The organism is Vibrio sp. 10N.222.49.C9 (assembly GCF_041474985.1).
In the GTDB taxonomy this organism is placed as follows: domain Bacteria; phylum Pseudomonadota; class Gammaproteobacteria; order Enterobacterales; family Vibrionaceae; genus Vibrio; species Vibrio crassostreae_C.
Map to the genome: position 1 here is coordinate 156,160 of NZ_JBFRVD010000018.1, position 18,978 is coordinate 175,137.

The following is an 18,978-nucleotide window of genomic DNA, read 5'->3' on the forward strand; positions in this document are numbered from 1 at the left end:
AGGTTATATCTCTATGCTGATGATCTTTTTAATCCACAAAGCTCCGATAGCCAAAAGAACAATACCGACACTCACCATCGAGAGACCGCGAGGATCTTTATAGAGTGGCTCTATATACTCGGGGCTAGCGACCCTTAAAGCGAAGAACAAACCAAATGGGGATAACGTTAAGATCCATGCGGATAAACGACTTTCAGCAGAGAGCGTTTTGATTTTCCTTTCCAGTTTAAAACGCGCTCTAAGTACTTCAGATACCTTTTGCAGGTTTTCAGATAGGTTACCCCCAGTCTCTTTTTGCAACATTACAGCACTAGAAAATGCCAACATTGAGACGGTTGGTACTCGTTCTGTCATCTGTAGAATCGCTAAGCGTAAGTCATAACCATAGTTAAGTAGGTTATAGGTATTTTTAAATTCAATACCGATTGGATCTGGAAGTTCTTCGCCAACTTCATTGAATGATTGGACGAGCGGTTGTCCTGCTTGCAATGCGCGTCGAATAATATCTAAAGCCTCAGGAAGTTGTTCCTCAAATCGAGCCATTCGGTAAGTCACTCGATTTTGCACAAATAGATAAGCGATAACCCAAACAAAAATGAACGCTCCAACACTGATGAACCATACTTGGTTCGTCATTATCGATATCAACGTGAGTGACACACCACAAAGAGAAACAATAAGTAAGAACCTGCTTAACGTCACTTTCATACCGGCTAGTTCCAACATTTTTTTCAAGCCAGCGAAGAAAGAAATAACGATGAGCTTACGATCTAGCGGGGACAGTTCTTTGTTATAGTGTTCTTTGAGTAATGACAAACTCTCTGCATCGATATTACGTTGCGTCTCTTTCAAACGTCGAGACAACTCTTTGTGCTTCGCTTTTTTCCCTGCAGCAGGGAGCAACAAAGCTTGAGAGATAAAAAGCACCGCAATGAATAATAGACCTAATGAAACGCTTACATTGTCCATAATCTCTCCTTAACCTTTGGTCTCACTAAAGAGCTCGAAAGGTAGGTCGAGTCCACGTTTGACTAACTGGTCATGGTATTGAGGAACGACCCCCGTTGCCGTGAAATAACCGATAATATTGCCGTCTTCATCAATACCTTTACGCTGAAAACGGAATATTTCCGACATTGTGATCACCTCACCTTCCATGCCGTTGATCTCTTGGATACTCACCATACGACGCTTACCATCTTCTTGGCGTTCCATTTGAACAACAAGGTGGATAGCCGAGGCAATCTGAGCTCGTAAGTTTTTGGTTGATATGTTCCACCCTGCCATCGAGAACATGTTTTCGACACGACTTAAGGCATCACGAGGGGTATTAGCGTGAATGGTAGCAAGAGATCCATCATGACCGGTATTCATCGCCGCTAGCATGTCAACGGCTTCGCTACCACGTACCTCCCCAACCACGATTCGATCAGGTCGCATACGCAAGGTATTTTTAACCAATTCGCGCTGGCTGATTTCTCCCTTCCCTTCTAGGTTCGCAGGACGGGTTTCTAGGCGAATGACATGTGGTTGTTGCAGTTGTAATTCTGCCGAGTCTTCTATGGTAATAATTCTTTGGTCTCGCGGAATGAAACCAGAAAATATATTCAGTGTGGTTGTTTTCCCTGACCCCGTCCCTCCTGAAATCAAGATATTCAGCTCACCTTTCACCGCAGCCTCCACAAATTTAGCCATCTGAGGGGAGACTGAGTCGTAACCAATTAAGTTATCCATTGTCAAACGATCGACGGCAAAACGACGAATCGAAACTGAAGGGCCATCGAGTGCGAGAGGCGGGATAATCGCATTAACACGGGAACCATCAACTAAGCGAGCATCTACCATAGGTGATGCTTCATCTATACGACGACCAACCTGGCTGACGATACGATCAATAATGTTTCTCAAATGGCGGTCATCAAGAAAAGTATAGGGCGTTTTTTCGAGTTTACCCCTTCGCTCAACGTAAACACTTTTTGGGCCGTTGACCAATATATCCGACACAGTTTGATCAGCTAACAAGGGCTCCAACGGACCAAGACCAAAAACTTCATCTTCTATCTGTTTGATGACCCGTTTACGACCTTCTGCGCTGAGTGCATGACTACCATCATCAGCCATCAACTGAACGATAGCTTCATGCAAATCTAGCTTGGCGCGCTCTTTCTCCAAGCTAGAAAGTAATCCTAAGTCTAACGTCTCAAGCAACTGCTTGTGAAAGAAGTGTTTGATTGATAATTCTTGCTCCAGTACTTTTCGAGCTTCATCGATCGCTTTCTCCTTTTCAACGCTCGCTTCTGTCCGAGAGTTACTGGACGTCTCAACACTTGATAAACGTTCAACAGGATTGGCATCTTCTGAATCATGCGAAATCTGTTCTACTTTTTTTTCAAACTCTGGATTTACATTTTTTCGTTTAAAGAACATCACAATCCCTCGTGTTTACTTTTCATCAACCCATTATGAAAACAACTTTTTCAGCCACCCTTTCTCTTCCTGCTCTGGTGGTGAAAGAACATGAGATAAGTCGATGATAGAGCGAGTAATAGAGCTTTTTTTTCTCGACTGAACTAACGGCTGCCCCAAGTTGGCACTCTCTAGCGCAACTTTAAAATCATTTGGCATAAGGTGTATGTCGTGGTTGCCCACTGCTTGCTCAATGTCTTTCAACTTAATTGAATGTCGCTTTTCATAACGGTTGAGAATGACCTCTATTGAGTCACTTTGTAAGCCGTACTCAAACTTCAGAGACTTAATTAGTCGGCTCGTGTTTTTTACTGACACTAAGCTCTGTTGCAAAACCAAAAGTACTTTAGTCGCAGGTGATATTGCTGATGCAAACACGTGATCTAAGCCTCTAGATAGGTCAATGATCACATAAGGGTAGAAACGACGCAGAATTGGAAGTAATCTGCCAATTTTCTGAGCCTGCTCGAAGTCATCAGCGTTATTTTCATGTTTAAAGCTTAGAACATGGAGGCCTGATTCGTGTTTATTTACCAAAGAGCCCAAAGACATTTCATCCAAGTCATTAGAACTGTTGATCGCATCCGAAACACTATAAGTCGGTGCTATGTTCAAATAGTCTGGAATCACGCCAAATTGAAGGTCGATATCGAGTAAAAGCACTTCATTCGGATGTTGAGTAGCCATCTCAATGGCAGTATTTAACGCCAAGGTGGTTGCCCCCATCCCTCCTTTGGTATTCAAAAACAAGATAAACTCTCCGTAACTGGAGTTCTCAAGCTTTTCGGAAGCGGTTTTCTTCAATAATGGAAGTAAGTCCGATAGAGTCACATGGTGAGACAAAAAATCTGATGCCCCTAAACGAAGTGCTATTTTTAGTGATCCATTATCACTTTCATCACCAAGCACAACTAAAGACAAATCCTTGTCTTCTAAAGACAAATCATACCCTTGCAACTCAACCATTTTTTGCGCCCAATTCCCATTAGCTTCAACGAAAATAAGCTCTGGAACATCCGCACTTTTTAAGTACTCCTCACTCATTGCCGCAAGAGAAAAAGCCGTCACATGTACGTTTCGGCATTTCTTCAATTCGTGGCTCATATGCGAATGAAAAGCCTCAGTATTGTATATTAACCAGACCTTTAAATTAGTTCTCAAACGCGTAATGTCACCCTCATTAGGCGTCATTTGAATTGCTTCCCCCATACATCAAACTCCTGTACTAGATGACTTCGGGACATCGATTCTTAATGTCAGAATCTGCCCTAACAACCCCTAAACTTTCAGCCGGTAAAATTGTTTCGAATGCAGGGGCAGCAAGAAACCCATTGTTACCTAAGAAACTTAGGTTACTAATCAACTGAATGCCGTAGCCAGTCGCTCTGGCACGTACAAACTTAATATCATCGAAGTTATCTTCGAAATCTGATGCTATCTCCCCTCCACTCGCATCAAGGTAAGCCACCTCTAAATTAGCACCAGAAAACCCAACCAGCGGGATCTCATCCACCACCATTGCACCAATATTATCTCTATCTAAGACATAGCATACTGTCGCCAGTCTAGCCGCCTTCCTTGTCGCTTCACTGACCATTTGTAGTGAAAATATATAAGCACCAAATGCCAAGATTAAAAAAATCAAAAGAAAAATCAGCCATGACACTAATGTAAATTCAACGATGGCAAGTCCTTTAATACGCCCTTTTAGCCTTTTCATCACAGCACCCTCATAACCGAAGTCACACTTAATGGAATGGCAAAGCTCTCCGACGAAAAGGGAATAGACAAGAAATGTGGAACATAATCATAGGTAACACTTACTCGCACATAGCTATCACCAGATGGCTGAGTGACAGTGACATCTGCTGTCGTCAATGAAGAGAGTACCGCCGTGCCCACACTATTTTGACCATAGACCACTACATTCTGAATTTCTGACGTAGGGGCTATTGTGCCGCCAACAGTCCCATAAACTTCACTAACCGCATAACGCGCTCCATTTTGCACTGACTTTGAAATGACATTGTAATGAATCAATATATTTCCGAATTCAAGCACCAATACCATAAAGAACAATAATACGGGTGTGGCCAGTACCACCTCGATAGCTGCAAAACCGCTTTGTCGTTTTCTCAACCGTTTCATAATCAAGACTCCCCACTATCAGGGTCCTTATACAAAACAATCCTATAAGTCCCTTCTGTTGTAGAGGTCGTACTACCCGCCCCACCTGTCACACTGCAGGAGTGAATAAATTCACCAAATACGGCTGGAGTACCTGAATTATTTGTCGGCGCTTTTTGTAGCAAGAAGAAACAACCAATTTTGTTCACCGTAAATTCAGTCGCACCGCCACTTTTACCTGAACAATCCACCATAGGTATAGGTAATATACGACGCCAAGCAACACCATTAGCCGCACACCCAGAACCATTATTAGCTATGCATGTGTTAGTCGCTGATTCATATTGAGCATAGGTATAACTGCCGTCAAAATCGATATCTCCCGTACTAGCATCGATCGTAATCTCATTAGTAGGCTCAGTCGTTACATAATCAGTGGGGTAATCTGATGCCGATAATCCTCCACCATAATCACCAAATCGAGTATTTAAGCCATCACCGGTAGGACCAACCGTTCCTCCTGGTTTGGTGGTTATATCGTCACCTATTGCAACAGGATAACTATAGTCCCCCCCTAAACCTTCTTTCACCGTTTTACCACCAGATCCAAAATCAAGAAGGTGGTAATTACCGTTCCCCATTTCAGATAAGCTACTGTCGCCGACCTTTAACGCATGAACGGTGCCAACTTCATAACCAAAAACACTGGTTATTTCCTCACCAGTAACATCATGGTACCCATCTTCTGGTGAGACATCATTATCCGACGTGCCATCACCAATACACACACCAATTGGCACAACATTATTAACAACGACCTGACCAGAACTAGGGCCAGCAACCGCACTCGCCGAAACGGTTTTTTCTAGTCCAAACATTTGAATGAAAAACTCATCCATATCCAAGGAATCGACACGAACACGCACATAGACATCATCATCTGCACCGAACGTTGCTGTTCCTGTAAAATCCTTAGGATCATTTGAATAATCAATGTTTACAGAAGCCGTACTAAAATCAAATTCATGATTACCTGTGGCGGCTGCCATAGCATTTAATGCGGTGCCAACCTCTGTATCTACGGCATCTTTATCCTTACTATTGTCTAAAATAGTTGCGGCAGCTAGCGCAGCAGAATCGACTGCATTTTGTAACCGCGTTTTATTCACAACCATATGGTTTATATCGACAGCTAACGCTGAGACAGCTAAAAAAACCAACAAAGCGGCTGTAATCATGACTACGACTAAGCCTTGTTGCTTTTTGGGGCTTTGTGATACTCGATACAACATGTGAGTACCTCCAGATTTAGTTAAACTCTTCTAGGATCTGGCTACTACTGCTTCCGGACAGATCATTTTCACCTCTGCCAACATATCGGTCGTAACCAGCCTGCATCCGCTCCCCTGTACCGTCCGGTACTTCGAGTAGATTCTCTTGGGTCGCATTAGGGTTATATGTTTGTTCTGTTTTCACTAGTGCTACTGAATGTCCCAAACGGGCATCATTAGCACAGCCAACTAGCACCATCACGAGAAAGACCATCATTATTCTAATCATATCTATCTCCTTATAAATCATGACCAAATGAGCCTTCACTACCGCCGTCGGTTGGCGATACGGCCTGTGCTGATTGAGATTGCTCTGAAGTGGATTCAGACGGTTCAGCAATGTAAGCGCTTCGGCCTAACAAATAATATTCCAAGTCATTAGGGTCGACGAAAGCATCTGTTGGTAATGTCACTTTCGTGCGGTCGATTGGCTTGGCAAGCCTTGGAGTCACAAGAATAACCAGTTCGGTTTCGCCAGATACATACTCTTGGCTGTTGAAAAGCTGCCCTAAAATCGGCACATCACCAAAGCCTGGCATCTTGTTGCTGATATCTCTCACATTCTCACTCAGTAAACCTGCAATACCGATAGTCTGGCCATCTGCTAACTCAAGAGTTGAAGATGCACTACGACGCGTAATAGGTGGAATGAAGTAAGTCGCGTTGGTAGTACCAGGATCAATCGTTAGCGAGCTACTATTCGCAATTTCACTCACATCAACAGCCAAGTTCAGGTTGATTTTTTTATCACTAAGAACCGTTGGGATGAATTTCAGCCCTACACCATATTCTTTGTATTCAATGGTGATGCCGTCTTCATCAGGCACAGGGATTGGGAACTCACCGCCCGCTAAAAATTCAGCTTTTGAACCACTTAACGCGGTTAGATTCGGCTCAGCCAAAACTTTGGCTACACCATTCTGCTTTGCAACATCCAAAGCAAAGGTAAACAATGTATTGCTATCGATAAAAGAACCTAAAATCCCATAATCTGTTGAGGTGGGAATATCAAAAATCGGCGTTGCACCCAATACACCAGCAGGCACAGAAGACGCTCCCCATGAAAAATCAGAACCACTGGTTTGGAAGAAATGGAAGTTAGCATCGAATTTTCGAACTAAGCTTCTTTGCACTTCAGCGACAGTGACCTCTAGCATGACTTGCTGAGCACCACCAATCGACATTAAGTTGATGACCCCAGTCGCCGCAGCTTGCTCACTACCACTCTCTTTTGACTCATCTGCGGTTTGCCCGGAGGAGTAAGTTTCTGCAATTCTCATCGCGACATTCATCTGCTGTTGATTGCTCACCTGACCGCTCAGCAACAAACGGTTTTGCGCACTATGTACTTCGATAGTTTCATCAGGAAGGAACTCATATAACTTCGCCTTTAAACTATTAAGATCATGAGTAACCTCAATATTGATAGACTCAATCAACTGTCCTCGAGCGTCCCAAGCCATTAGGTTGGTAGCACCTAATTTATTACCTATCAAAAATAACTCGTTAGATTTAAGCATCACAATATCAAGGACATCAGGGTCACCAAGTGACACCTTGCTAGCCTTACCCGATAAAACGACATGCGTTGATTTGTGATGAGGAACCGTGACGGTTTTCCCAGTTTGAAGAGCGGCAAAGCTCAATGTAGAAAAACAAACTAGGCTCAAAACACACGTTAATATTATTTTCATATCTCACCTCAATCCTTGACGCGAACACTAGATGCTTGAGTACCTTTGATGATGGTTACACTTGGTCTAGGCACATATCGACGAACCACTTTTTTCTCAACTTCATGTGGGTTTCTCAAAGTCAGCTGAATACTGCCTTTGCTTTTAGCCGTGAGAAGTTTCTCGGCCTCTTTCGGCGTCATCTCAAGAGTTACCGCTCGTACAATAATTGGACTGTTTTCATTCGTTTTAGCCGTTTGATCTACAGCCAAAACCTTAATATCTTTAAGAACCGTTTGAGTAGCTGCAGAATTTTTTCCGTAAGAAACCGTATTGAGAATATCAACCTTGTTACCCGGTAATAAGAAACCTGCCACACCAATAACATCATCAACACGTATCGTTACCGCACGTTTATTTTCAGGGATAAGAGCTGCAAGCGTTGACCCTTCTCCTGGTACAGTAAATCGTAACTTGTGAAGCACCTCTCCGGCATAAATGGTATTAGCGACAACCTTACCGATTAGCTCAGATTGATCCGAATAGTTGTTTTCATTGATCCAATCAACTTCCATCAACTTCGTCGTTAAATACTGCTCTTCAATTATGGTTCCAGCTTCGATTTCTTGTGATGCGACAACAACGGGGTGACGCTCGACCGTTTCAACTTCAACGGTTGGCTGAACTTGATCATCCATCCATTGTTTAGCGAAAAAAACAGCAGCTAAACCAAATACTACGGACAGTAAAAATAGTAGGAAAACTTGACTCTTATTCATGTGTTATTCCTCATGTCCATCAGAGGTAAAATAAACTTCCCAAGCCATGGAAAGAATATCGAATGTGATAACAGGCGGGAGTTGCTCGAACGAAAGAATATCTTTACTTATACCTACCAGATCTTTCGGCAAGCAGGGGAAAAATGGCACTTTGTATAAAGTGTGCATTTGGGATAAACGCTCAAAGAAACCATCTTGAAGTTCAACCTCTTTCTCTGCGGCAACATTCATCCACAATGCTTCGTAATCACGCTGCATAAGAGGCTTAAATTCAATTTTGTAACCTAAACGACGCAAAAATGCGGGATCACTGATCTTCTTTGGATTTAAGTTGGTAGAGAAGGCGAGAGTTAAAACAAACGGCATCGTAATTTGCTGACCGTTGGGCAGCGATAGATAATCAAAAGCGTACTCCATCGGCACTATCCATCGATTCAGCAATGTGTCTACAGGCATAGGTTGACGGCCAAGATCGTCTATCACGAAAATTCCATTGTTTGCCATCATCTGTACCGGGGCTAACCAGACTCGACTGTTTTCTGAGTGATTCACCTCAAGCATATCCATGGTGAGCTCACCACCGACCTGGATATTCGGTCTCTCACAGTTAAGCCAGCGCTTATCGTATTGATCTTTTAGCGAGATAGCTTTGGTACTGCCGTTTCTATCTAAAGGTTTATGGTGTTGTGCAGAGAAAACCTTGATGATATTGCCAAGCGCATAGACGGCATAAGGAATAAACACCGAAGTGTGCAAAGCGTTGACAATACGGCTAGCAACAAAGGTTTTACCAGTACCAGCATGGCCATATAACAACAATGCTCGTCCAGAATTTATTGCAGGTCCCAGCACAGAGATCATTTTGTCTACGCCGTAAACATCACTTAGCGCAGCTTCGACATGTGGACGAGTCACCAACTCTGCTCTCAAATCTTGTTGTTTTACAATCTCACTGTATTGAGCAAGCGAAACGGGAGCTGGGCCTAAATAAGCATCTCGCTTAAAAGCCAAATCAGCTTCTTCAAATCCTTTCTCTGAAAGGGAATAACGAACGTGACTATGTGAGGCCGATGAGAGAGAAAGATCTGAAGTCGGTTGAAAAACCTCAATCAATGACTTTTTCCTCAAAACAGCCAGAGTACTTTCCACAATGTGGGTAACAACACATAAATAATTAGAGAGCTCTAACACATCCGACTTAGGGTAAGCAGACAAGTGTTTGAGCACGAGGTTTTCAATAACCACTTCAGGAACACCCAACATATCAAGAGATGTCGGGACCGTTGGGGCTGAAATTTGAGGCGTCAAAGTTGTTGGAGCACGATGCCCTATAGAATCCATAAATATCTCTCCCCATAAAAAGCAACCAACAACGGATTTAAGTAAAATAGCTATACATCGCTAATCCTATGACAACAGAGGGGGCAAAAGGCATTGTCACTTTATTTAAGTATCGATTATGAAAATTAGTACGCTCATCTTTGACTGGTGAAACACCACTCAATAAAATAAGTTTATTTTGGAAATAACCTTTAATGCTGACACTACTTGAGTTAGCGTAGTTATACAGTAAATAAAAGGATCCGATCATCCCAGAGGCAAGTAAGATAAAGTACGACGCATCAAGTATTTGTCCCCACCCAAGATACAATCCCACAACACCCAATAACTTCACATCACCTGCAGACATCGCTCTCATAAAATACAAAAGCAAACCAAACCCAAAAAGTACGACAAGCCCTGCTAATGAAGACAAGAAAAAACCCAACGTATAATTGCTATCAAACATTGACAAAAAATAAACAAATAAAAGAAGAGTCAATATTTTATTAGGTATACGATGCTTCTCAACATCGTATACAGAAACTGCAATTAGCAGCGCCCAAAAAGCAGAAGGCTCATTAATCATATTTTCTATTTATACACTCGATATAATACTCTGGAACTTACTAAGTAAGGCTGTTGCCATTCCAGAAAAAATGAATCCAACAGCAAGAACAAGTGAAGCAGCACCAATCACGTATTCGACCGTAGTAAGCCCTTTTTGCTGTCTTGCTCTTTTCTTATCCATGATAGTATTAACCACCCGAAGTGTTACCAACATTGGCAACAATAGTGTTTAGTTTAGTTGCCAGTGTATTTCCTAGGCCTGAAAATACAGTTGTTAAGCCTAAAACCAATAATGCTGCACCGATTACATACTCGATTACAGTCAACCCTTCTTCATCTTTCATGAATTCTTTGCAATTATTCAAAAACTTACCCATGACAACCTCTCCTTGATTTTCATAACAGGCTTCGTTTACCTGTAAAGTAAATCTAGAGGTGAGTCACACATTCGGTTAGGATTTTTTTGCCATTTACTTGCACTTTTTTGTTGTACTTCTAATCTCTGTAATAACTCCCTTATTTCTAAATTTTCACATCTGGCCCTTTATATATGATACAGGTTTAGTAGAAATGAAATTAATAACACCACTGCTATCAGATATAGATAGCGAGTTTAATTCAATTATTATAAATAAAATTAGTCGCTACTTCCCTGTGGAAAATTTTCAACAAGATATATCAGTTATCAGTAACTTAGATGTAAGAATTGTATTTTTCATTTTAAATAGAGAAAGTGAAATTCAATTACTTACCATGGCATTATCTATTTGTAAAAACCTAAACAAGCGGATAGTTTTAATTTCTCCATTTGAGATACCTAATATCATTCGAAATCATAAGAATATATTTTTCATTATAGAAACGAGTAACAATCATCTGACCAGTGCCTTCGAAGAATTAAAGAGTAAAACACAGCATATCTTTGAAGCACACTTCGACCTCGATAGAGACATGAATAGCAACAACCAGGAGCCGACCAAGCAGTTTACTTCTGAAGTTGTTAATTTTGTTATGGATAACATTAACAAGGAAATAAGAGAAACGGACATAGCTGAAAAATGTCACTGTTCAGCAACCTATTTTTCTAAAAAGTTTCATCTACACTTTGGAGTAAGCTTTAGAGACTTTGTGTGCGATAAACGAATACTGTTAGCCAAAAAGTTGATTGAGGCGGATACCGAATCAAAAATAGCTGTAATTTCTTATCAATGTGGCTACAAGGATGTGTCGTATTTTTCAAGAATTTTTAAGAAAAGGACGGGGGTAACCCCTGCAAGCTACAGACGTGCCTGCACAGATAACAGAAAACGCTAATTTTACTCCCTAAAAGAAAAAATCATGGTACATTTAACATGATTTTAACAAAAATAACCAAAAATAACTTAGCGAAAAACATGGAGTTAGACAATGATTCAGCCTAACGAGTTTAGCCAAGAACAAGCAACAGCTCTCCCTACACCCAATGACATGATTTTAAAATGGGCAGAAGAACGCCCAGATGAAGTCTATTTGAAACAGATTATTAACCGCCAATTTGTCGAATTTACTTATAAAGAAGTAGCCGACAAAGCACTGAAATTAGCGTCAGCATTAGAAGGACTCGGAGCCCAACCTGGCGATCGAGTCGCTCTCGTATCGAAAAACTGTGCAGAATGGTTCATCTGCGATCTTGCCATGATGTTAGGAGATTTTGTCAGCGTCCCAATCTTTCCTACAGCGGGTGCAGATACCATTCAATACTGTATTGAACACAGTGAATGTGAAATTGTGATTGCAGGTAAGCTTGACGATCCTAAAGCCACTCAAAAAGTACTTGATGACAATCCGAGCTTAGTGAGTATTTCACTGCCATACGACAGCGCAGCGAAGTGCCAACACACTTTCGAACAGCTCATTGATACACATGAACCATCAACCAAACGCCCTCAGCATCACGACGATAAGCTGATGTCACTTGTTTATACATCGGGTACATCAGGGCTACCAAAAGGCGCAATGCTCACCTACGGCGCGTTTACTTGGTCTGTTCAAAGGTTGATTGATCATATTGGAATCCAACCTGGCGATCGCCTGTTTTCTTACTTACCACTTGCTCATATTACAGAACGCGTTTACATCTTTGGTTCTTCCGTGATGGGGGGCGTGGTTACGGCTTTCCCTGAATCTTTAGACACCTTTATTGATGATGTGAAAATGCATCGCCCTACACTGTTTATCTCAGTTCCTCGCTTATGGACTCTGTTCCAGCAGCGAATCCAAGACAAATTGCCACAGAAGAAACTGAACTTCTTACTGAAGATTCCGTTTATCAACAACATCATTAAGAAGAAACTTGCTGATGGCTTAGGGTTAGACCAAGCTCGCGTTCTTGGATGTGGTTCTGCACCTGTATCACCCGCTCTACTCGCATGGTATGAGAGTGTTGGCCTGCACATTACCGAGGCATGGGGCATGACAGAGTCTTTCGCCTACAGCACGCTCAACTACCCATTCAGAGCCGATAAAATTGGTACGGTTGGTAATGCAGGTCCAGGGATCGAACTCAAAATAGCTGAAGATGAAGAGATTCTAGTTCGAGGCAAAGGCTTATTCTCTGGTTACTACAAGAATGATATTGCAACCCAAGAGTCTTTTAACTCGGATGGTTGGCTTCATACCGGTGATATCGGTGATATCGATAGTGAAGGTTACCTAACGATTCGTGGGCGTAAGAAAGATACCTTTAAAACCGCTAAAGGTAAGTTTGTTGCCCCTGTACCAATCGAAAACAAACTGTTTGAGTACAGCCGCGTAGAAATGATGTGTCTGATTGGCCTTGGCCTACCTGGTCCAATCCTACTTGTGGTACCGCATGACTTCCCTAATTTCGATAGAGCTCGCTATGAGAAAACGACAAAGCGCGTTATCGAGAAAATGAACGAGCAGCTCGGTTCACATGAGAAGATCAAAGGTGTATTGATGATTAAGGAACCATGGAGCATTGATAATGGTGTACTTACCCCTACTCTCAAGATAAAGCGACATATACTTGAACAAAAGTACCACGAAGTCGGACATAACTGGCCGAAAGATAAATTGGTAGTTTGGGAAGAGTAACCAAAATAGAGAGGGAGCCATTAAGGCTCCTTTTCCACAACAAAAACTCTCACTCCCAAAACGATTTCTTCAATTCTCTCTCAAGTTGCTCATAAGTAATTCCTACATCTTTCAGTAGATAGCCTGGTAGTTCAGACAGCTGTTTTCTAGTTCTATGATTCTGAAGATACAGCCTCAATTTAGAATAGAATTTCTTATCTGATAACATTGATAGTAATGAATTATGACGATTTGACGTTGCTGTTATCGTATTCATACACCTTTCCCCTATTGATCTTTCACTTTGTTGCGGTTAATAATCAACCAACAAAACATCAGCGACAAACGATTGATACTGACATTCAGTTAAGGAAAACTAATGTGAGAGAACGAGCCCCACCATTCCAAGGGATCTATTACTTTTACACTGCGGCAGAAACAGGCAGTTTTAAACTCGCAGCACAAAAGCTATTTGTCACGGCAGCAGCAGTCAGCCAACAAATTCGCCAACTTGAAGAGTGGTTAGGCGCAGATCTGTTTATTCGCCAACACCGAAAAATAGTATTAACCCATGAAGGCGAAGTGCTGTACCAGCAAGCAAAGAAAGGCTTTGCCCATATTCAAGATGGGGTAAGACGAATCAATCAAGACCCTAACCCCACTCAACTATCCATATCTACCGTACCTTCCTTTGCTCAACATTGGTTAGTGCCTAGAATTGGCGACTTTCGTGATCGCCACTCAGATCTATCCATGCTAATTGAGCCGACCAACAAACTGGTCACCTTTGAAGATTCCAATGTCGATATTTGTGTTCGCTACGGTCACGGTAACTATGCAAATATTGAGTCTCGTTGGTTAATGGACGAGGTGGTGTACCCAGTTTGTCACCCTATTTATCAAGAGAAACATGGTATTTACGACATCGACGATCTGCATAAAGCTGAACTTATTGAAGACCGTTGGCCTGATATGGATTGGAATCTTTGGTTACAAGTCGCAGGGGTAAAAGCTGGCCGCACATCATTGCAATTTGATGGCTCTCATTTTGTGTTAGAAGGTGCGCTATCCGTTCAAGGTGTCGCGCTCGTTAAGCACAGCTTGGTATACCGCTATTTACAAGAAAAGAAATTGGTGCGAATCGGAAACATAGCACTGAAGCCTAAATACAATTATTTTTTATGTGCACCTCCAGGTTACTTCCATCGAGAAAAGATAAAACGATTCGAAGAATGGATGCAGGCTCAAGTTAAATTGTTTGGTGATACAGGCAGAGAAGAGCTGTCGATTATCCACACCGATTACGAACTAAAATGGTCGGATAATTCATAAAGCGAAACTGGTATACTTAGCTCAAATAAATGGCGAGAACATCTCATGACACAAGACAATAATCCACTTCACGGTATCACGCTACAGAAGCTACTGACTGAATTGGTTGAACATTACGGTTGGGAAGAGTTGAGTTACATGGTGAACATCAACTGCTTTAAAAAAGACCCAAGCATTAAATCGAGCTTAAAATTTTTGCGTAAAACAGATTGGGCACGTACCAAGGTAGAGCAGATTTACATCGACTTAAAGCGTTAATCTCTCCCTACTTTATCTGTCCCGTGTTGATTAAATACGGGACAACCCCTGTGTCTACTTTTTAGGGGCCATATCAATATCACATCTCGCATCTCGCATCTCGCATCTCGCATCTCGCATCTCGCATCTCGCATCTCGCATCTCGCATCTCGCAGTATGTTACAAGCAATAAAAAGCCCCGCAAGCTTTCACTTGCGGGGCTTTTTTAGCTAATTGAGAAAAGGGCTAATTACTTACCAGCTTCTTTTTCTGCTTTAACTTTTGCAATCACTTCGTCAGCAACGTTAGTTGGACATGGTGCGTATTGTGCGAATTCCATAGAGAATTGGCCACGACCAGAAGTGATAGTACGTAGGTGACCGATGTAGCCGAACATCTCAGAAAGAGGTACGTCAGCTTTAATACGAACACCAGTAACGCCAGCTTGTTGATCTTTGATCATGCCACGACGACGGTTAAGGTCACCGATAACATCACCAACGTGATCGTCTGGAGTGAACACGTCAACGTTCATGATAGGCTCAAGAAGTTGCGCGCCAGCTTTAGGCATAGATTGACGGAATGCACCTTTCGCTGCGATTTCAAATGCGATAGCAGATGAATCGACTGCGTGGAAGCCACCATCGAACAGTTCAACTTCAACGTCTAGAGTTGGGAAGCCAGCTAGTACGCCGTTTTCCATCATAGATGCGAAGCCTTTCTCAACTGCAGGCCAGAATTCTTTAGGAACGTTACCGCCCACAACTACAGAGTTGAACTTGAAGCCAGAACCTGCTTCGCCTGGTTTGATACGGTAATCGATCTTACCGAATTGACCAGAACCACCAGATTGCTTCTTGTGCGTGTAGCTATCTTCAATTGCTTGAGTGATAGTTTCACGGTAAGCAACTTGAGGAGCACCTACAGTTAGGTCAACGCCGTATGTACGCTTAAGGATATCTACCTTGATGTCTAGGTGAAGTTCACCCATACCTTTCAGGATAGTTTCGCCAGTCTCTTCGTCAGTCTCAACTTGGAAAGATGGATCTTCTGCAACCATTTTACCGATAGCGATACCCATTTTCTCAGAACCGCCTTTATCTTTTGGAGATACAGCGATTGAGATTACTGGAGTTGGGAATACCATTGGCTCAAGCGTTACTTGGTGCTTAGGATCACATAGAGTGTGACCAGTTTGCACGTTCTTCATACCAACGATCGCAATGATGTCACCAGCTTGTGCGCTAGTTAGTTCGTTACGGTCATCAGCTTGCATCTCAACCATACGGCCAACACGTTCAGTCTTGCCAGTGAATGAGTTAAGAATCGTGTCACCTTTGTTCAGTTTACCAGAGTAAATACGAACGAAAGTTAGAGCACCGAAGCGGTCATCCATGATTTTGAATGCAAGCGCTTTGAAAGTCTCATCTGTAGAAACGATAGCGTGTTCGCCAGTTTCTTCACCGTTCTCATCCATTAGAGGTTGAGGATCAACTTCAGTTGGTGCTGGTAGGTAATCTACTACAGCATCAAGGATAAGTTGCATACCTTTGTTCTTGAACGCAGAACCACAGAACGTTGGGAAGAATGCGATATCACGAGTACCTTTACGGATACAACGCTTAACGTCTTCAATAGAAGGCTCTTCACCTTCCATGTAAGCTTCCATTAGGTCATCGTCTTGCTCTACAGCAGTTTCGATTAGCTCTTCACGGTATTGCTCAACGTCATCAACCATGTCCGCTGGAACATCTTTGATTTCGTAGTTTTCAGGAAGACCAGTGTCATCCCAAACGTATGCTTTACGGCTTAGTAGGTCTACAACACCAACGAACTCGTCTTCACGGCCGATTGGTAGAACCATTACTAGAGGAGTTGCACCTAGAACGTTTTTAACTTGGTCAACAACGTTGTAGAAGTCTGCACCCATACGGTCTAGTTTGTTAACGAAGATCAGACGAGATACTTCTGATTCGTTAGCGTAGCGCCAGTTAGTTTCTGATTGAGGTTCAACACCACCAGAACCACAGAATACACCGATACCGCCATCAAGAACTTTAAGAGAACGGTATACTTCAACTGTGAAGTCAACGTGTCCAGGAGTATCGATAACGTTTAGACGGTGATCGTTCCAAAAACAGCTTACAGCTGCTGATTGGATAGTAATACCGCGCTCAGCTTCCTGTTCCATGAAGTCAGTCGTTGATTCGCCATCATGTACTTCACCAGTCTTGTGGATTTGACCAGTTAGCTTAAGGATACGCTCAGTGGTAGTTGTTTTACCCGCATCAACGTGCGCGAAAATACCAATGTTTCTGTATTTCGATAAATCTGCCATTGTCTTACTCTGTTAATAGGATATAAAATGCGCGCAGAGTATATCACAATCTGTGAAGACTGATAGCTTTGCATGCATTTGGGACTAAAAAACTTTGCCTTTTTCTAACATATAGAAAAAGGCACTCAGTAGTAACAATCTAAATGATTGTTAATTATAGTGCTAACCTAAAGCCTAATCGGCGTTAAGGTTAGGCTGAATTGCTGCTGTATAGAGTAGCTGAAGTGAGTTCAATTACAACTCATCAAAAGCATTAATTGCTTCCGATAATTTTTTCACACCGTGGATCTGCATTCCTGGAATGCCACCTTTAGGCATGTTAGCCGCCGGTACAATCGCTTTCTTAAAGCCGTGTTTAAATGCTTCATTTAAACGCTCTTGTCCGCTCGGTACAGGTCGAATCTCACCCGCTAGGCCTACTTCTCCAAATACCACCACATCTTTTGGTAATGCGCGGTCTCTGAAACTAGAAAGTAGAGCCATCACCAACGCAAGATCAGCACTGGTTTCGGTTACTTTAACACCACCGACGACATTCACAAACACATCTTGGTCAGCCATTTGTAAGCCGCCGTGTTTATGCAGCACCGCTAATAACAAAGAAAGCCTGTTTTGCTCTAGGCCGACAGCGACGCGACGTGGGTTAGCCAGCTGTGAATAATCCACCAGCGCTTGGATTTCGACAAGAAGTGGACGCGTCCCTTCCCACACCACCATGACAGAACTGCCCGAGGTTTCTTCTTCACCACGAGACAAGAAGATAGCGGATGGGTTGCTGACTTCTTTTAGCCCTTGGCCTGTCATCGCAAACACACCCAGTTCATTCACTGCACCAAAACGGTTTTTGTGGCTGCGTAGCGTTCTAAAACGGCTATCGGTTCCGCCATCTAATAAAACAGAACAGTCAATAATGTGCTCAAGTACTTTTGGCCCTGCTAAGGTGCCGTCTTTAGTTACGTGTCCAACTAAGAACACAGCAACGTTATTCTGTTTTGCGTAGCGCGTTAATGCGGTTGCCGATTCACGAACCTGTGCAACACTGCCCGGAGAAGATTGAACATCCGCAACGTGCATAACTTGGATCGAGTCGATAACCATGATCTTAGGTTGTTCTTTTTCTGCAACCTGACAAATCTTATCCACGTTCGTTTCTGAGAGCATCTTTAGGTGCTCTTTTGGCAATCCAAGTCGAGACGCACGCATCGCGACTTGTTGCAGAGATTCTTCCCCGGTTACATAGAGAGTCGGTAATTGAGAAGAAAGCTGACACATGGTTTGTAATAGCAGCGTTGATTTACCGGCACCCGGGTTACCACCAATCAGGATCGCAGCACCCGGTACGACACCACCACCAAGTACGCGGTCTAGCTCTTTAAAGCCACTGCTAAAACGTGGGACTTCTTGCAGATCGATTTCTGACAGCGTTTGAACCGAAGATTCAGTTGCACCGCCCGCATAACCACTCAATCGTTCATTACGTGCGACCTGAGGTGAAGCGGCTAACCTAACTTCTGTAATCGTGTTCCAAGCACCACATGCATTGCACTGCCCCTGCCAACGTGGAAAATCGGCACCACAGTCATTACACACATAAGCTCGCTTTGCCTTCGCCATAAAACCTCAATAATTTACTCAATTACACAATGATGTTGTCAATTTGTGACTTATTTGACCGTACGGATGAAAATAAAAGTTGCAGTCATACCACTTATACTTAAAGATCGATTTAA

At 42.6% G+C, this 18,978-nt stretch carries 19 protein-coding genes; 4 read left to right on the plus strand and 15 right to left on the minus strand.

All coding sequences use genetic code 11. From position 1 onward, the window contains the following. Positions 1-3: 3 nt before the first annotated feature. From AB4585_RS07150 to AB4585_RS07205, 12 genes are all read right to left on the minus strand, one after another. A complete protein-coding gene (locus AB4585_RS07150) occupies positions 4-969 on the minus strand; it encodes a type II secretion system F family protein (RefSeq protein ID WP_102393194.1) in 966 nt (321 codons plus the stop codon). A gap of 9 nt (positions 970-978) precedes the next feature. After that, positions 979-2,427: a CpaF family protein gene (locus tag AB4585_RS07155; protein WP_029222298.1), complete on the minus strand. Its 1,449-nt coding sequence runs from the start codon at positions 2,425-2,427 to the stop codon at positions 979-981. Positions 2,428-2,460: 33 nt separating this feature from the next. Continuing rightward, a complete protein-coding gene (locus AB4585_RS07160; RefSeq protein WP_136973749.1) occupies positions 2,461-3,675 on the minus strand; it encodes an AAA family ATPase in 1,215 nt (404 codons plus the stop codon). 16 nt (positions 3,676-3,691) lie between these two features. Then, positions 3,692-4,186, minus strand: a complete 495-nt coding sequence (locus AB4585_RS07165) for a TadE/TadG family type IV pilus assembly protein (protein WP_061032541.1) — start codon at positions 4,184-4,186, stop codon at positions 3,692-3,694. Then, positions 4,186-4,614 (minus strand): TadE/TadG family type IV pilus assembly protein, encoded by a 429-nt coding sequence (locus tag AB4585_RS07170; protein ID WP_105057538.1) that lies wholly within the window; start codon positions 4,612-4,614, stop codon positions 4,186-4,188. Before AB4585_RS07170 ends, AB4585_RS07165 begins: the two co-directional genes overlap by 1 nt. A 2-nt stretch (positions 4,615-4,616) precedes the next feature. Further along, a complete protein-coding gene (locus AB4585_RS07175; protein WP_372169471.1) occupies positions 4,617-5,885 on the minus strand; it encodes a pilus assembly protein TadG-related protein in 1,269 nt (422 codons plus the stop codon). Between the two features lie 16 nt (positions 5,886-5,901). Next, positions 5,902-6,174: a hypothetical protein gene (locus tag AB4585_RS07180; RefSeq protein ID WP_061032538.1), complete on the minus strand. Its 273-nt coding sequence runs from the start codon at positions 6,172-6,174 to the stop codon at positions 5,902-5,904. Then, positions 6,164-7,618: a type II and III secretion system protein family protein gene (locus tag AB4585_RS07185; RefSeq protein WP_061032537.1), complete on the minus strand. Its 1,455-nt coding sequence runs from the start codon at positions 7,616-7,618 to the stop codon at positions 6,164-6,166. The genes AB4585_RS07180 and AB4585_RS07185 overlap by 11 nt, the downstream gene beginning before the upstream one ends. A gap of 8 nt (positions 7,619-7,626) precedes the next feature. Beyond that, the gene (cpaB, locus tag AB4585_RS07190; protein WP_372169474.1) at positions 7,627-8,376 is read right to left on the minus strand and encodes a Flp pilus assembly protein CpaB; all 750 of its coding nucleotides are present in this window, start codon (positions 8,374-8,376) and stop codon (positions 7,627-7,629) included. Between the two features lie 3 nt (positions 8,377-8,379). Beyond that, on the minus strand, positions 8,380-9,717 hold the full coding sequence (locus AB4585_RS07195) for an AAA family ATPase (protein WP_372169475.1): 1,338 nt from the start codon (positions 9,715-9,717) through the stop codon (positions 8,380-8,382). Between the two features lie 37 nt (positions 9,718-9,754). Further along, positions 9,755-10,285: a prepilin peptidase gene (locus tag AB4585_RS07200; protein ID WP_372132630.1), complete on the minus strand. Its 531-nt coding sequence runs from the start codon at positions 10,283-10,285 to the stop codon at positions 9,755-9,757. 169 nt (positions 10,286-10,454) lie between these two features. Further along, entirely contained in the window at positions 10,455-10,643 is a 189-nt protein-coding gene (locus AB4585_RS07205) for a Flp family type IVb pilin (protein ID WP_136973754.1), read from the minus strand. 193 nt (positions 10,644-10,836) lie between these two features. Here AB4585_RS07205 and AB4585_RS07210 point away from each other — a divergent pair, with 193 nt between their 5' ends. After that, a complete protein-coding gene (locus tag AB4585_RS07210) occupies positions 10,837-11,580 on the plus strand; it encodes an AraC family transcriptional regulator (protein ID WP_171732469.1) in 744 nt (247 codons plus the stop codon). A gap of 93 nt (positions 11,581-11,673) precedes the next feature. Further along, positions 11,674-13,362 carry an AMP-binding protein gene (locus AB4585_RS07215; protein ID WP_372169476.1) on the plus strand — a complete coding sequence of 563 codons (1,689 nt, stop codon included), beginning with the start codon at positions 11,674-11,676 and terminating at the stop codon, positions 13,360-13,362. A gap of 49 nt (positions 13,363-13,411) precedes the next feature. Here AB4585_RS07215 and AB4585_RS07220 read toward each other — a convergent pair whose 3' ends face one another. Beyond that, positions 13,412-13,618: a DUF1127 domain-containing protein gene (locus AB4585_RS07220; protein WP_372169477.1), complete on the minus strand. Its 207-nt coding sequence runs from the start codon at positions 13,616-13,618 to the stop codon at positions 13,412-13,414. Between the two features lie 104 nt (positions 13,619-13,722). On the opposite strand from AB4585_RS07220, the gene AB4585_RS07225 reads away from it, so the two are divergent. Together AB4585_RS07225 and AB4585_RS07230 are read left to right on the plus strand one after the other, a co-directional pair. Then, positions 13,723-14,673 carry a LysR substrate-binding domain-containing protein gene (locus AB4585_RS07225; RefSeq protein WP_372169479.1) on the plus strand — a complete coding sequence of 317 codons (951 nt, stop codon included), beginning with the start codon at positions 13,723-13,725 and terminating at the stop codon, positions 14,671-14,673. Between the two features lie 45 nt (positions 14,674-14,718). Further along, positions 14,719-14,931, plus strand: a complete 213-nt coding sequence (locus AB4585_RS07230; RefSeq protein ID WP_012604684.1) for a VF530 family DNA-binding protein — start codon at positions 14,719-14,721, stop codon at positions 14,929-14,931. Positions 14,932-15,160: 229 nt separating this feature from the next. On the opposite strand, the gene fusA is transcribed toward AB4585_RS07230, so the two are convergent. Continuing rightward, positions 15,161-17,248, minus strand: coding sequence for an elongation factor G (gene fusA, locus AB4585_RS07235; RefSeq protein WP_017058825.1), 2,088 nt, complete (start codon positions 17,246-17,248; stop codon positions 15,161-15,163). A gap of 234 nt (positions 17,249-17,482) precedes the next feature. Continuing rightward, positions 17,483-18,862: a DNA repair protein RadA gene (gene radA / locus AB4585_RS07240; protein ID WP_017063288.1), complete on the minus strand. Its 1,380-nt coding sequence runs from the start codon at positions 18,860-18,862 to the stop codon at positions 17,483-17,485. Between the last annotated feature and the right edge of the window lie 116 nt (positions 18,863-18,978).

Excerpts from the sequence above, each read along its gene's own strand:
- AB4585_RS07150 (WP_102393194.1), bottom strand. The coding sequence starts at position 969 with ATGGACAATGTAAGCGTTTCATTAGGTCTATTATTCATTGCGGTGCTT.
- AB4585_RS07155 (WP_029222298.1), bottom strand. The coding sequence starts at position 2,427 with ATGTTCTTTAAACGAAAAAATGTAAATCCAGAGTTTGAAAAAAAAGTA.
- AB4585_RS07160 (WP_136973749.1), bottom strand. The coding sequence starts at position 3,675 with ATGGGGGAAGCAATTCAAATGACGCCTAATGAGGGTGACATTACGCGT.
- AB4585_RS07165 (WP_061032541.1), bottom strand. The coding sequence starts at position 4,186 with ATGAAAAGGCTAAAAGGGCGTATTAAAGGACTTGCCATCGTTGAATTT.
- AB4585_RS07170 (WP_105057538.1), bottom strand. The coding sequence starts at position 4,614 with ATGAAACGGTTGAGAAAACGACAAAGCGGTTTTGCAGCTATCGAGGTG.
- AB4585_RS07175 (WP_372169471.1), bottom strand. The coding sequence starts at position 5,885 with ATGTTGTATCGAGTATCACAAAGCCCCAAAAAGCAACAAGGCTTAGTC.
- AB4585_RS07180 (WP_061032538.1), bottom strand. The coding sequence starts at position 6,174 with ATGATTTATAAGGAGATAGATATGATTAGAATAATGATGGTCTTTCTC.
- AB4585_RS07185 (WP_061032537.1), bottom strand. The coding sequence starts at position 7,618 with ATGAAAATAATATTAACGTGTGTTTTGAGCCTAGTTTGTTTTTCTACA.
- cpaB (WP_372169474.1), bottom strand. The coding sequence starts at position 8,376 with ATGAATAAGAGTCAAGTTTTCCTACTATTTTTACTGTCCGTAGTATTT.
- AB4585_RS07195 (WP_372169475.1), bottom strand. The coding sequence starts at position 9,717 with ATGGATTCTATAGGGCATCGTGCTCCAACAACTTTGACGCCTCAAATT.
- AB4585_RS07200 (WP_372132630.1), bottom strand. The coding sequence starts at position 10,285 with ATGATTAATGAGCCTTCTGCTTTTTGGGCGCTGCTAATTGCAGTTTCT.
- AB4585_RS07205 (WP_136973754.1), bottom strand. The coding sequence starts at position 10,643 with ATGGGTAAGTTTTTGAATAATTGCAAAGAATTCATGAAAGATGAAGAA.
- AB4585_RS07210 (WP_171732469.1), top strand. The coding sequence starts at position 10,837 with ATGAAATTAATAACACCACTGCTATCAGATATAGATAGCGAGTTTAAT.
- AB4585_RS07215 (WP_372169476.1), top strand. The coding sequence starts at position 11,674 with ATGATTCAGCCTAACGAGTTTAGCCAAGAACAAGCAACAGCTCTCCCT.
- AB4585_RS07220 (WP_372169477.1), bottom strand. The coding sequence starts at position 13,618 with ATGAATACGATAACAGCAACGTCAAATCGTCATAATTCATTACTATCA.
- AB4585_RS07230 (WP_012604684.1), top strand. The coding sequence starts at position 14,719 with ATGACACAAGACAATAATCCACTTCACGGTATCACGCTACAGAAGCTA.
- fusA (WP_017058825.1), bottom strand. The coding sequence starts at position 17,248 with ATGGCAGATTTATCGAAATACAGAAACATTGGTATTTTCGCGCACGTT.
- radA (WP_017063288.1), bottom strand. The coding sequence starts at position 18,862 with ATGGCGAAGGCAAAGCGAGCTTATGTGTGTAATGACTGTGGTGCCGAT.